This is a genomic window from Kribbella sp. NPDC051718 (genome assembly GCF_040681515.1).
Taxonomy (GTDB): Bacteria; Actinomycetota; Actinomycetes; order Propionibacteriales; family Kribbellaceae; genus Kribbella.
Genome location: NZ_JBFAYZ010000005.1, coordinates 676,733 through 688,899, shown reverse-complemented (window position 1 = coordinate 688,899; position 12,167 = coordinate 676,733). Strand labels below are relative to the sequence as shown.

15 protein-coding genes and 1 riboswitch are annotated in these 12,167 nt (G+C 67.8%); of the genes, 12 read left to right on the top strand and 3 right to left on the bottom strand.

Annotated elements, in window-relative coordinates:
* Nucleotides 1–131 precede the first annotated feature (131 nt).
* Complete coding sequence (locus tag AB0M15_RS22565) at nucleotides 132–590, bottom strand: aminoglycoside phosphotransferase family protein (protein WP_363822273.1); 459 nt, start codon at nucleotides 588–590, stop codon at nucleotides 132–134.
* Nucleotides 591–779: 189 nt separating this feature from the next.
* Between AB0M15_RS22565 and AB0M15_RS22560 the strand changes: the two genes are divergently transcribed.
* Nucleotides 780–1,145 (top strand): VOC family protein, encoded by a 366-nt coding sequence (locus AB0M15_RS22560; RefSeq protein ID WP_363822270.1) that lies wholly within the window; start codon nucleotides 780–782, stop codon nucleotides 1,143–1,145.
* A 56-nt stretch (nucleotides 1,146–1,201) separates the two neighbouring features.
* Here the strand turns inward: AB0M15_RS22560 and AB0M15_RS22555 are convergent, their stop codons facing one another.
* On the bottom strand, nucleotides 1,202–2,398 hold the full coding sequence (locus AB0M15_RS22555; protein WP_363822267.1) for a DUF6596 domain-containing protein: 1,197 nt from the start codon (nucleotides 2,396–2,398) through the stop codon (nucleotides 1,202–1,204).
* Nucleotides 2,398–2,766, bottom strand: a complete 369-nt coding sequence (locus AB0M15_RS22550; RefSeq protein WP_363822264.1) for a YciI family protein — start codon at nucleotides 2,764–2,766, stop codon at nucleotides 2,398–2,400. Before AB0M15_RS22550 ends, AB0M15_RS22555 begins: the two co-directional genes overlap by 1 nt.
* Before the next feature lie 229 nt (nucleotides 2,767–2,995).
* Between AB0M15_RS22550 and AB0M15_RS22545 the strand changes: the two genes are divergently transcribed.
* From AB0M15_RS22545 to AB0M15_RS22495, 11 genes are all read left to right on the top strand, one after another.
* On the top strand, nucleotides 2,996–3,592 hold the full coding sequence (locus AB0M15_RS22545) for a CDP-alcohol phosphatidyltransferase family protein (RefSeq protein ID WP_363822261.1): 597 nt from the start codon (nucleotides 2,996–2,998) through the stop codon (nucleotides 3,590–3,592).
* 15 nt (nucleotides 3,593–3,607) lie between these two features.
* Nucleotides 3,608–4,441: a DUF881 domain-containing protein gene (locus AB0M15_RS22540; RefSeq protein ID WP_363822258.1), complete on the top strand. Its 834-nt coding sequence runs from the start codon at nucleotides 3,608–3,610 to the stop codon at nucleotides 4,439–4,441.
* Entirely contained in the window at nucleotides 4,438–4,770 is a 333-nt protein-coding gene (locus AB0M15_RS22535) for a small basic family protein (protein WP_020389931.1), read from the top strand. The genes AB0M15_RS22540 and AB0M15_RS22535 overlap by 4 nt, the downstream gene beginning before the upstream one ends.
* Before the next feature lies 1 nt (nucleotide 4,771).
* Entirely contained in the window at nucleotides 4,772–5,566 is a 795-nt protein-coding gene (locus AB0M15_RS22530; RefSeq protein ID WP_363822254.1) for a DUF881 domain-containing protein, read from the top strand.
* Between the two features lie 36 nt (nucleotides 5,567–5,602).
* Nucleotides 5,603–5,983 (top strand): glycine cleavage system protein GcvH, encoded by a 381-nt coding sequence (gene gcvH / locus AB0M15_RS22525; protein WP_343978083.1) that lies wholly within the window; start codon nucleotides 5,603–5,605, stop codon nucleotides 5,981–5,983.
* Nucleotides 5,984–6,120: 137 nt separating this feature from the next.
* The gene (locus AB0M15_RS22520) at nucleotides 6,121–6,642 is read left to right on the top strand and encodes an FHA domain-containing protein (RefSeq protein WP_363822250.1); all 522 of its coding nucleotides are present in this window, start codon (nucleotides 6,121–6,123) and stop codon (nucleotides 6,640–6,642) included.
* Nucleotides 6,629–7,324: a MerR family transcriptional regulator gene (locus tag AB0M15_RS22515; RefSeq protein ID WP_363822247.1), complete on the top strand. Its 696-nt coding sequence runs from the start codon at nucleotides 6,629–6,631 to the stop codon at nucleotides 7,322–7,324. The genes AB0M15_RS22520 and AB0M15_RS22515 overlap by 14 nt, the downstream gene beginning before the upstream one ends.
* A gap of 46 nt (nucleotides 7,325–7,370) precedes the next feature.
* Nucleotides 7,371–7,862 (top strand): bifunctional nuclease family protein, encoded by a 492-nt coding sequence (locus AB0M15_RS22510; protein WP_164596575.1) that lies wholly within the window; start codon nucleotides 7,371–7,373, stop codon nucleotides 7,860–7,862.
* 241 nt (nucleotides 7,863–8,103) lie between these two features.
* Nucleotides 8,104–8,634, top strand: a complete 531-nt coding sequence (locus AB0M15_RS22505; protein ID WP_363822304.1) for a MerR family transcriptional regulator — start codon at nucleotides 8,104–8,106, stop codon at nucleotides 8,632–8,634.
* 21 nt (nucleotides 8,635–8,655) lie between these two features.
* A riboswitch (glycine riboswitch) is annotated at nucleotides 8,656–8,769 on the top strand.
* 71 nt (nucleotides 8,770–8,840) lie between these two features.
* Entirely contained in the window at nucleotides 8,841–11,690 is a 2,850-nt protein-coding gene (gene gcvP, locus AB0M15_RS22500) for an aminomethyl-transferring glycine dehydrogenase (RefSeq protein ID WP_363822242.1), read from the top strand.
* A 328-nt stretch (nucleotides 11,691–12,018) separates the two neighbouring features.
* Complete coding sequence (locus AB0M15_RS22495; RefSeq protein WP_363822239.1) at nucleotides 12,019–12,162, top strand: hypothetical protein; 144 nt, start codon at nucleotides 12,019–12,021, stop codon at nucleotides 12,160–12,162.
* Nucleotides 12,163–12,167: the final 5 nt, after the last annotated feature.

The following is a 12,167-nucleotide window of genomic DNA, read 5'->3' as shown; positions in this document are numbered from 1 at the left end:
GCAGCGATTCACGGGCCGCGGCCAGTAACGTCGTGGCATGGTCGTCGCGCCAGGCGCCGCGGGAATGACGAACGAGGAACCGGGTCAACCGCGCGACTACGAAATGTCTGGGCCATGCCGCCTCGATCCGGTCAGGAACGTCGTTGGATCGAGGAATGTTCGCGGTCTAATTGGGCTGCTTCGGAGAAGATGTCGAGGGTGCGGTGGAGACCCTTGGCGGGGTCGGGGGTGGTGAGGATGGTCAGGGCGCGGGTCTTGACCAGGGTGCCGGCGTCGGAGGCGGGGTCTCCGGCGTAGCCCTTGGGGTCTACCGCCAGCCAGGGTTGGCGGTCGGCGCGGAGGATGTTTCTGCCGTGGAAGTCACCGTGGATTATCAGCTCCGGCTGCGCGCGGGCGAGTTCGTTGATGGTTGCTCTGGCGGCGTCGAGCGCGTGGGACGGGAGTACGTCCGGAAACCTGCGAGCGTCCCTCTCCAGTTCTTCTGCCCAGGTGTCCGCTTGGTCGTGCAACCGGGGTAGGGCGGCGGGTGGTCGATGGCCAGCAGGTGGTTGAGGCGGCCGGCGCCCAGGCTGCGAAGGCGTCCGGTTCATGGCGGTTGCCGGGATGCGGGAAAGACACCTTCAGTACTGCGGTTGTCGCGTCCTGCCGTCGAGCCACGCAGTACAGGCTTCGCCCTCGCGGGCGACTGTGGTCCTGACGAACTCGGCTGGGACGACGATCATCCGGCTCAAGTTACCTCGCTGACGGAGCATTAAGTTCGGAGAATGCACAGAAGCCGAGTGTCTACTTTTCTGATCGACGTACCCCGGGAGCAGGCGACGGAGGCGGCGACCTTCTGGGCGGCGGCCCTGGATGCGACGCCGGAGAGCGAGCCGGGTGAGCCGCAGTACACGGATCTGAAGGGGGCGTTGCCGGGGTTCGTACTGGCTGTTCAGGCAGTCGACGACGAGCCGCGGTACCACCTGGACATCGAGACGGACGATGTCGCCGCTGAGGTTGCGCGGTTGGAAGGGTTGGGAGCCGTCGAGGTGGCGAGCTGGCAGGGGTGTCACACGATGCGCGTTCCGGGCGGACAGCTGCTCTGCGTCATCCCGGTCCACAGTGCGCCGGAGGACTTCGCCGAGCATGCCAGGACCTGGTCGTAGGTGATCAGTTTTCTGGGCATGGTGGACTGGTGATCAGAAAAGTGATCATCGAGTTGCTAGAGCGAGTTGGCGCGGGTGAGTAGGTACTGCTGTTCGGGGGCGCTGAGGGTTAGGCGGGCGGCGCGGCGGTAGGCGTCTCGGGCGGCGGGGGTGTTGCCTGAGAGTTCGAGTAGGTGGGCTCGGACGGCTTCTACTCGGTGGTGGTCTTTTAGGGCGGGGTCGTTGGCTGTGGCGGCGAGGCGTTCTAGGCCGTACTCGGGGCCGTGCACCATGGCTAGCGCGACTATGCGGTTGAGGCTCACCATCGGGCCGGGGGCCATTGATTCGAGGAGTTCGTAGAGGACGAGGATCTGGCGCCAGTCGGTGTCCTCGGCTCGGGAGGCCTCGTCGTGGACGGCGGCGATGGCGGCCTGGAGTTGGTAAGGGCCGACCGGGGCGGTGCGTAGGGTGGCCGAGATCAGTTCGGTGCCTTCGGCAACGAATGAGCTGAGCCACAGGGAGCGGTCCTGATCGGGCAACGGGATCAGTGCGCCGTCGGGCGCGGTACGGGCTGGACGGCGCGCGTCCGTAAGGAGCATCAGAGCCAGCAGCCCGGCGACCTCGCCCTCGGTGGGGAGTTGGGCGAACAGCTGTCGGGTCAAGCGGATCGCCTCGGCGCTCAGCTCGACTCGGTGCAGGGTCTCGCCGGAGCTTGCGGTGTAGCCCTCGTTGAAGATCAGGTAGAGGACAGCCAGTACTGCGGCCAGCCGGCCCGGCAACTCGTCGGCAGGAGGCAAAAGGAACTCCGCCCCCTCCTTCTTGATCGTCGCCTTCGCCCGGCTGATTCGCTGGCCGATCGTCGACTCCGGTACCAGGAACGCGCGCGCGATCTCGCCCGTACTGAGCCCGCCGACCGCCCGCAGAGTCAGCGCGATCTGCGACGGGGGAGTGAGCGACGGATGACAGCAGAGGAACAACAACGTCAAAGAGTCGTCGACACCAGCCGGCGCCGGCTCCGACGGTTCCAGCCCCGCGACGGTCTCTTCACGCCGGACCCGGGCCGCGTCACTGCGCAGCATCTCGATCCGCCGGCGCGACGCGACCGTGATCAGCCACGCCCGCGGATTCGCGGGCACCCCGTCGACCGGCCACTGCTGCGATGCGGCCAGCAGCGCCTCCTGGGCTGCGTCCTCGCAGGTGTCGAACCCGCCGTACCGGCGTACCAGCGGACCCACGATCTGTGGGGCGAGCTCGCGGAGCAGCTGGTCGATCATCAGCTGAAGGCGCTCAGGTCCCGGATCGGCCGCACCTCGACGATGCTGAACGGCGCCTCCGGGATCTGCGGCACGATCTCCAGCGCCCGCTCCATCGAGGGACAGTCGAGCAGGTAGAATCCGGCCAGCTGCTCCTTCACTTCCGCGAACGGCCCGTCGGTGGTCATCGGCTGTCCGTCGCGGAACTGCACCTGCTTGGTCGCCCCGGGGTCACCGAGCGAGTGCGAGACGACCAGCTCGCCACTGGCCGCGAGGGCGTCGTTGAGCGCGGTGTAGCCGGTCATCGACTCGGCCTTCTGCTCGTCCGACAGTCCGTCCCACACTTGTCGCGACTCGGGATTGCCATAGATCAGTACCAGGAACTTCACCGTCCCACCCTAGAACCAGGACGGGCCGAGCTACGGGCTGATCTCGATCAGGTCACCTTCGGGTCACTGCGTCGCGGCCTGCGTAGCCATGCGGTTGTGAATACGTTCACCTAATCAAGGAACACCGGTGTGGCCGGGGCAGAACCCGGTACCGGGCCCAAGTACAGTAACGACCGGGACAGGGGCGCCGTTCGCGGTCGCCCGCTTCGCAGAGCTGGGGGAGGATCGCGTGCCGGACTTGGAAGTGTCCGACCGGGTGCTGACGATCCCGAACGCACTGAGCTTCATCCGGCTGCTGGGCGTACCGCTCTTCCTCTGGTTGATCCTCGGGCCGAAGGAAGACGGCTGGGCCCTGCTCGTACTGGCGATCTCGGGCTTCACCGACTGGGCCGACGGCCAGATCGCGCGCCGGATGAACCAGACCACGCGGCTCGGCCAGATGCTCGACCCGGTCGCCGACCGGCTCTACATCTTCGCCACCGTGCTCGGTCTCGCACTGCGCGACATCATTCCGTGGTGGCTCGCGATCGCGTTGCCGTTGCGGGACCTGCTGCTCACCTTCGCCCTGCCGGCGCTGCACCGCCGGGGTGTCAACGCGCTACCGGTGCACTTCCTCGGCAAGTCCGCGACCTTCTGCCTGCTGTACGCGTTCCCGCTGCTGCTGCTCGGTGACGGCGACAGCACGCTCAACCTGCTGGCCCGCGTCTTCGGCTGGGCCTTCGCGATCTGGGGCACCGCTCTGTACTACTGGGCCGGCGCCCTGTACTTCGCACAGCTGCGCCACCTGATGCAGACCGTGAAGCCGATCAGCAAGCAGGCGGGCTAAGGGCGAGGCGAACCGGTGACCCAGTCTCCACCCGGGCAGCGACGCGTCGACGCGTCCATGTCGTTGCTGAACAACCTGATGGCCCACCCGCTGGACGAGGGCTATGCCGTCGCGGCGCGATCGCGGCCGTCGCAGGGTGGCAAGGCCAACAAGTCGCGGCACCGGATCATCCTGGTGATCGCACTGCTCTTCCTGGGCTTCCTGCTCGCCGTCGCCGCGTCGCAGAACTACCGCAGCGCGCCCGAGGCGGAGAAGCAGCGCAAAGAGCTGATCACCCGGATCAACACGGCCGATACCAGGCTGACCGATCTGCGCGGCCAGCAGATCAAGCTCGCCGACGAGGTCCGCGGACTGCAGGCCGGTGGACTGAGCAACACCAGCGAAGGCGCGGCGCTGCAGCAGAAGCTGAACGACCTCGAACTGCAGGTCGGTGCGGTCGCGGTGACCGGTCCGGGCCTGAAGGCGGTCGTCGACGACGCCAAGGACTCCGACGACAAGCAGGGCCGGCTGCTCGACGTCGACCTGCAGCAGTTCGTCAACGGGCTGTGGACGGCCGGCGCGGAGGCGATCTCGGTGAACGGTCACCGGCTCACCGCGCTGACCGCGATCCGCGGTGCGGGCAGCGCGATCACCGTCGACTACAGTTCGCTGACCCCGCCGTACACGGTGCTGGCGATCGGGGACACCGCGACCATGCCGGCCCGGTTCGCGCAGAGCTCGGGCGGCCAGTGGGTGCAGTACCTGGTCAGCAATTTCCATGTCCGGATGACGATCACGACGGAGGATTCCTTGCTGGTGCCAGCCGATGCCACCATCGCGCTGCGGTACGCGAAGGTGGGTGGGAGATGATCGCCGTCCTCGGCCTGGTGATCGGCGTCGTCGTCGGTCTGCTGGTCGCTCCCGACGTACCCGAGTGGGCCCAGCCCTATCTGCCGATCGCGGTGGTCGCCGCGCTGGACGCGGTCTTCGGTGCCCTGCGGGCGTTCCTGGACGGCATCTTCGACGACAAGGTCTTCGTCGTCTCGTTCGTCTCGAACGTGCTGATCGCGGCCCTGATCGTCTACCTGGGCGACCAGCTGGGAGTCGGTTCGCAGCTGTCCACCGGCGTCGTGGTCGTGCTCGGGATCCGGATCTTCACCAACATGGCCGCGATCCGGCGTCACGTCTTCAGGGCCTGAGATGAGTACCGACGACCCTGTGCCGGCCGAGCCGACGCCGATGCCCAAGCCCAAGCCGAAGACGCCGAACCTGGCGCTGCGCCGGCTGCGGACCGGCTTCAAGCCGTCCCGCGGCCAGGCGATCGTGGCCGTGGTGCTGGCGCTGGTCGCCTGTATGGCGGTCGTCCAGGTCCGGGTGAACCGGGCCGACGACGGCTACCAGAACGCCCGCCGCGAGGACCTGATCGCGATCCTCGACGGCCTGGGCCAGAACACCCGCCGGCTGGAGACCGAGATCACCGAGCTGGAGGCGCGCAAGAACACGCTGACCTCCAGCGCGGACAAGGCGCAGACCGCCCGCGAGCAGGCCGAGCAACAGGTGCGCGTGCTCGGCATCCTGGCCGGGACGCTGCCCGCCGTCGGCCCCGGGGTCCGGATCACGCTGAACGACCCGGACGCCAAGATGCAGTCCAGCAACCTGCTGGACGCGATCGAGGAGCTCCGGGACGCGGGGGCCGAGGCGATCCAGATCAACGGGCAGGTCCGGGTGGTGGCCAGCACCGATCTGGTCGACGACGCGCCCGGGGTGAAGATCGACGGCGAGAAGGTGCAGTCGCCGTACGTGATCGAGGCGATCGGGGACGCGCACAACCTGGCCGAGGCGGCCCACTTCCCCGGTGGCCTGGTCAGCGAGGTCGAAGGTCCGCAGGTCGGCGGTACGGCCGAGGTGAGTGAGCTGTCGAGCGTGTCGATCACTGTCTTGCACGCCCCGGACGAGCATCGTTACGCTCGCCCGGCGCCCAGTCCGACGAAGTAAGCCCTGCAGTTTCCAATGGAAGAAAGAGGGACCGAGGTGTACCCCGAAGACCTGAAGTACACGGCCGAGCACGAGTGGGTCAAGGCCGGCGACGGCCCGGTGCGGGTCGGTATCACCGACTTCGCCCAGGACGCGCTCGGCGACATCGTGTACGTGCAGCTGCCCGAGGTCGGTACCGCTGTCCGGGCCGGCGACTCCTGCGGTGAGCTGGAGTCCACCAAGAGCGTCAGCGACCTGTTCGCGCCCCTCAACGGCACTGTCCGCGCCGTCAACGAGGCGCTGGCCGACCAGCCCGACCTGGTCAACACCGACCCGTACGGCGAGGGCTGGCTGCTCGACATCGAGGTCGACGACGACGAGGAGATCGAGGCGTTGATGGACGCCGACACGTACAAGGGGCAGCTCGACCAGAGCTGAACTTCGGACGCAGGGCAGTAGCTGGTAAGTTCTGTCGGACCTCAACCGCCGGTCGAGGGTTGGGGTCCTAGTCCACACTGTCATCACGGGGTCAACGAGAACGTCGCCGGACCACCGGCGATCGGGAGGATCACAGCATGCCGTTCTGCAACCAGTGCGGGCACGAGAACTCCGAGGGCAGCAAGTTCTGCTCGCAGTGCGGAACGATGCTCCCTGGCGCGGACCGTCCGGTGACCGCCCCCGGGGTGACCGACACCGCGATGCTCGCACCGATCAGCATCGAGCCGGAGACCGAGCGTTTCGACACCGGTGAGAACCTGTCCGCCGAGGACGAGGCCGCGGTCGGCGCGCTGCCCCAGGGGTCGGCACTGCTGATCGTCCAGCGCGGCCCGAACGCGGGCAGCCGGTTCCTGCTCGACGTCGACGTGGTCACCGCCGGCCGGCACCCGGACAGCGACATCTTCCTCGACGACGTGACCGTGTCCCGCCGGCACGCGGAGTTCCGCCGCGACCCGCAGGGCGTCAAGGTCCGCGACGTCGGCAGCCTGAACGGTACCTACGTGAACCGCGACCGGATCGACGAGCTGCAGCTCTCGAACGGCGACGAGGTGCAGATCGGCAAGTACCGGCTGGTCTACTACGCCAGTGGCCAAGCCTGAGGCAGGAGACTCCGCACTAGGGGGCAGCAGCATCGGTGAGGTGCTGCAGCTCCTGCAGGCCGAGTTCGCCGACGTCACCATCTCCAAGATCCGCTTCCTCGAGGCGGAGGGGCTGGTGACGCCGGCCAGGACCGCTTCGGGGTACCGCAAGTTCAGTACCGCCGACATCGAGCGGCTGCGCTATGTACTGACCGCGCAGCGCGACCAGTACCTGCCGCTGAAGGTGATCAAGGACCACCTCGACGCGATGGATCGCGGGTTGCGGCCGCCTGCTCCTGGTGGCCGGCCCGCGGCGCCGGAGACGTTGCCTCAGCCCGCCGGTCTGCCCGATGCCGAGGACTTCTCGACGTACGGGACCGAGCTGAAGCTGACCCGGGACGAGCTGCGCGAGGCGGCCGGGATCACGCCTGAGCTGCTCGAGCAGCTGGAGAGCCACAACCTCGTGGTGGCCCGGGGCAACCACTACGACGGCGATGCGATCCTGATCGCCAAGGCGGCCGCCGAGTTCGCGCAGTACGGGATCGAGCCGCGGCATCTGCGGCCGTTCCGGGCGGCTGCCGACCGTGAGGTCGGGCTGATCGAGCAGGTCGTCCCGCCGCGGCGGGACGACAAGACACTCGAACTGGCCGCGCTCGCGGTTCGGTTGCACGCGGCACTCGTCCGCTCCCGGCTCACCCGCTGACCCCGGCGGGGCAGCCCCGGCCTGGCCCGCAGAGTAGGCTGAAGGAGTGCGCGAAGTCGACGTGGTCGGAGTCCGGGTTGAGATGCCCTCGAGTCAGCCGATCGTGCTGCTCCGGGAGGTCGGTGGGGAGCGGTACCTGCCGATCTGGATCGGTGCGGCCGAGGCGAGCGCCATCGCTTTCGCCCAGCAGGGGATGGAGCCTCCCCGGCCGCTGACCCACGATCTGTTCGCGGAGACGATCCGGGTGCTCGGGCACACGCTGAGTCAGGTCCGGATCGTGAACCTGACCGACGGCGTGTTCGAGGCGATCCTGGTCTTCGACGACAAGACCGAGATCTCCGCCCGCCCGTCGGACTCGATCGCGCTCGCGCTGCGGACCGGTACGCCGGTGTTCTGCACCGAGGAGATCCTGGCCGAGGCCGGGATCCCGGTTCCGGACAGTGAGAACGAGGACGACGAGGTGGTCGAGGAGGAGGAGGTCGAGCGCTTCCGCGAGTTCCTCGATCACGTCACACCGGAAGACTTCGACAAGAGCTGACAGGTAACGATTCGTATTGGATCCGCGACACGCATCCGGCTCGGGGCGGTTGTCGTTGACCCGGCCTGAGCGGCGGCTTACCTTGAAGGAGTCGTGGGGCGTTGTAACTCCACGGATGTGATCCGATCCAGTCGGTACCCAGGGAGGCTCAGGCGTGACACGCACCGGCGACACTGATCTGACGGCGCAGTCGACGTCCGAAGCACACGCCGAGGCGGCCGCCAGTGCCGGCGTCCAGGGTCTGCTCTTCGACGACGACCTGTCGCCGATGCCCGATGACGTCGGTTTCCGCGGCCCGACGGCGTGCGCCGCGGCCGGTATCACCTACCGTCAGCTGGACTACTGGGCACGCACCGGACTGGTCTCACCGTCCGTACGCCCGGCCACCGGGTCCGGCACCCAGCGGCTCTACGGCTTCCGCGACGTCTTGTTGCTCAAAGTGATCAAGCGACTGCTCGACGCGGGCATCTCGCTGCAGCAGATCCGCAGCGCCATCGCCCACCTGAGCAAGCGCGGCATCGACGACCTGACCCAGATCACGCTGATGAGCGACGGCGCCTCGGTCTACATGTGCACCTCGCCCGACGAGGTCATCGACCTGCTGGCCGGCGGCCAGGGCGTCTTCGGTATCGCCCTCGGCGGCGTCTGGCGCGAGGTCGAGGGATCGCTGTCCGAGCTGCCGACCGAGCGCCTCGACGCGCACGGGGAGACCGGCGACGACCACGCCAACGACGAGCTCGCTGCCCGCCGCCGTGCCCGCATGACGGGCTGAGGTACTCTCTTTCTCAGCCGTACACAACACTCGGGAGAGTCTCAGCACGCATTGTCTTGAAATGACACTGTGGCTGGGCGCCGAAGGGGCAATTCCTCCCCGGAACCTCTCAGGCCCATGGACCGAGTGTCTTAGGCGACTCTGAAGCGCGCGCCGCGTGACAGAGGGGGAGGCCACCGGCAATTGTCAGCAACGGAGCCTCCACAGTGACTGAAACCCCTGCTCAGGTGTCGGCCGTCTTCGCCGACCGCCACATCGGCCCACGGTCCGATGAGATCGCCAGGATGGTCGAGACCCTCGGGTACGCCGATGTCGACGCGCTCGTCGACGCCGCGGTGCCCGCCTCGATCCGCTCGACCGAGCCGCTCCGGCTGCCCGAGCCGGCCTCCGAGGTCGACGCGCTGACCGAACTGCGCCAGCTCGCCGCCCGCAACAACGTCGCCACCTCGATGATCGGCCAGGGGTACTACGGCACGTTCACCCCGTCGGTGATCGTCCGCCGCCTGGTCGAGAACCCGGCCTGGTACACCGCCTACACCCCGTACCAGCCGGAGATCTCCCAGGGCCGCCTCGAGGCGCTGCTCAACTTCCAGACCGTCGTCTCCGATCTGACCGGCCTGCCGACCGCCAACGCGTCGCTGCTCGACGAGGGCACCGCTGCCGCCGAGGCGATGACGCTGGCGCACCGGTCGAACCGCAAGAGCAAGAGCAACCGCTTCCTGGTCGACGCCGACTGCTTCGCGCAGACGATCGCCGTCGTCCAGACCCGGGCCGAGGCGCTCGACATCGAGGTCGTCGTCGCGGACACGACCGATGGTCTGCCCGAGGGCGACTTCTTCGGCTTCCTGGTCCAGTACCCGGGCTCCGGTGGTGTCGTCCGTGACCTGAAGCCGCTGATCGAGGCGGCACACGGGCGCGAGACTCTGGTCGCGGTCGCGTCCGACCTGCTCGCCCTGACGCTGCTCGAGGCGCCGGGTGAGGCGGGGGCCGACATCGTCATCGGGTCGTCCCAGCGCTTCGGCGTGCCGCTGTTCTACGGTGGCCCGCACGCCGGGTTCATGTCGGTGCGCGACGGCCTGGAGCGCCAGCTCCCGGGTCGCCTGGTCGGCGTCTCGGTCGATGCAGATGGCGCGCCGGCGTACCGGTTGGCGCTGCAGACGCGGGAGCAGCACATCCGGCGCGAGAAGGCGACCTCGAACATCTGTACCGCGCAGGTCCTGCTCGCGGTCGTCGCGTCGATGTACGCCGTCTACCACGGTCCCGAGGGGCTGAAGGCGATCGCCGAGCGGGTCCATCGCCACGCGGACAGCCTCGCCGCATCGCTCCGGGCCGGTGGCGTCGAGGTCGTGCACGACCAGTTCTTCGACACCGTTTTGGCCAGGGTTCCCGGTCGTGCGGCCGATGTCGTCGACACCGCTCGGCAGAACGGCATCTGGCTGCGTGAGGTCGACGCGGACCACGTCGGGATCTCCTGCGACGAGAAGACCGACGCAACGGCGCTCGTCGGGGTCTGCCGTTCCTTCGGCGTGACGTACGACGCGACGCTTGCTGGCGGCGCCCTGGCCGAGGCAGTCACCCGTACTTCGGAGTACCTGACGCACCCGGTCTTCAACACCCACCGGTCGGAGACGGCGATGCTGCGCTACCTGCGCAAGCTGTCGGACTACGACTACGCGCTCGACCGCGGCATGATCCCGCTCGGCTCCTGCACGATGAAGCTGAACGCGACCACCGAGATGGAAGCCGTCACCTGGCCCGAGTTCGCCGACATGCACCCGCTGGCGCCGATCGAGGACGCGGCCGGCTATGTGAAGCTGATCGGTCAGCTGGAGCGCTGGCTGGCCGAGGTGACCGGCTACGCGAAGGTCTCGATCCAGCCGAACGCCGGCTCGCAGGGTGAGCTCGCGGGCCTGCTGGCGATCCGTGGCTATCACCGGGCCCAGGGCAACGAAGATCGCAACGTCTGCCTGATCCCGGCGAGTGCGCACGGGACGAACGCAGCCTCCGCGGTGATGGCCGGGATGAAGGTTGTCGTTGTCAAGGGCAACGACGACGGCACGATCGACCTGGCCGACCTGCGCGCCAAGGCTTCTGAACACGCGGAGAAACTGGCCGCGATCATGATCACCTACCCGTCCACGCACGGCGTGTACGAGGAGAGCGTGACCGAGGTCTGCCAGATCGTCCACGACCACGGCGGCCAGGTGTACGTCGACGGCGCGAACCTGAACGCGCTGCTCGGGCTGGCCAAGCCGGGCGAGTTCGGCGGTGACGTGAGCCACCTGAACCTGCACAAGACGTTCTGCATCCCGCACGGTGGCGGTGGCCCGGGCGTCGGCCCGGTCGCGGTCGCCGCGCACCTGGCGCCGTACCTGCCGAACCACCCGTTGCTCGACCAGGCCGGCCCGGAGTCGGGCGTTGGTCCGATCAGCGCGGCGCCGTTCGGCTCTGCCGGTGTCCTGGCGATCTCCTGGGCGTACATCCGGATGATGGGTGCCGAGGGCCTCACGTCGGCCACCAAGGCGGCCGTACTGACCGCCAACTATGTGGCCAAGCGGCTCGAGGACGCCTTCCCGGTGCTCTACACGGGTGAGAACGGGCTGGTCGCGCACGAGTGCATCCTGGATCTGCGGCCGATGACGAAGGAGACGGGCATCACCGTCGACGACGTCGCGAAGCGGCTGGTCGACTACGGCTTCCACGCGCCGACGATGTCGTTCCCGGTGGCCGGCACGCTGATGGTCGAGCCGACCGAGTCCGAGGACCTGGGTGAGCTGGACCGGTTCTGCGACGCGATGATCGCGATCCGGCACGAGATCGACCGGGTCGCGGCGGGGGAGTGGCCGGCCGGCGACAACCCGCTGGTGAACGCGCCGCACACCGCGTCCTCGGTGATCAACGACAAGTGGGAGCACGCGTACACCCGCGAGGAGGCGGCCTTCCCGCAGTCGGTCGATCGGACCACGAAGTACTGGCCGCCGGTCCGCCGCATCGACGGCGCGTACGGCGACCGCAACCTGATCTGCTCCTGCCCCTCGCCCGAGGCGTTCGAGTAAATCGCCGCCTCCCCCAAAGGCCGTCTGCTGACCCCAGCAGGCGGCCTTTGCCATTGTGCTGATGGTTCATATGGAACACGGCAGTCAGCAGACCGGGCAAGAGAATTGCATGAAGTGACATCGTTGCTATGAGCAATTAATCTCTCGGTCGAAGAAGACCTTCTGTGCGCGAATAGCATCGATGAGACCGCAAGTAAAGCGCCGTGTCCCCCTTGTTCTTCTGAAGATTCGCGTTCGATGATGTGTCGCAACGCGGGTCGGCTGCACCGACTGTTGTTGTTCCGATTGAGTTCGTTCGGCCCGTTCAACCACTCACCAGGAGGAACGCATGACCAACGCAACCGTTGAAGAGTTCGATCTCGACATCCAGCTCGCGGCGCCGGCGTACGCCGGCGAGGACCCGGCGCGAAACGGTGTCCCGTCGTCGACCATCTGGTGCATCGACCTCGGCGACCCGATGTCGCGCGCCTGAACCGT

What these genes read in the sequence shown, in the direction of transcription:
- AB0M15_RS22565 (WP_363822273.1), bottom strand. Translation starts at nt 590, where the DNA reads ATGAACCGGACGCCTTCGCAGCCTGGGCGCCGGCCGCCTCAACCACCT.
- AB0M15_RS22555 (WP_363822267.1), bottom strand. Translation starts at nt 2,398, where the DNA reads ATGATCGACCAGCTGCTCCGCGAGCTCGCCCCACAGATCGTGGGTCCG.
- AB0M15_RS22535 (WP_020389931.1), top strand. Translation starts at nt 4,438, where the DNA reads ATGATCGCCGTCCTCGGCCTGGTGATCGGCGTCGTCGTCGGTCTGCTG.
- AB0M15_RS22530 (WP_363822254.1), top strand. Translation starts at nt 4,772, where the DNA reads ATGAGTACCGACGACCCTGTGCCGGCCGAGCCGACGCCGATGCCCAAG.
- AB0M15_RS22520 (WP_363822250.1), top strand. Translation starts at nt 6,121, where the DNA reads ATGCCGTTCTGCAACCAGTGCGGGCACGAGAACTCCGAGGGCAGCAAG.
- AB0M15_RS22495 (WP_363822239.1), top strand. Translation starts at nt 12,019, where the DNA reads ATGACCAACGCAACCGTTGAAGAGTTCGATCTCGACATCCAGCTCGCG.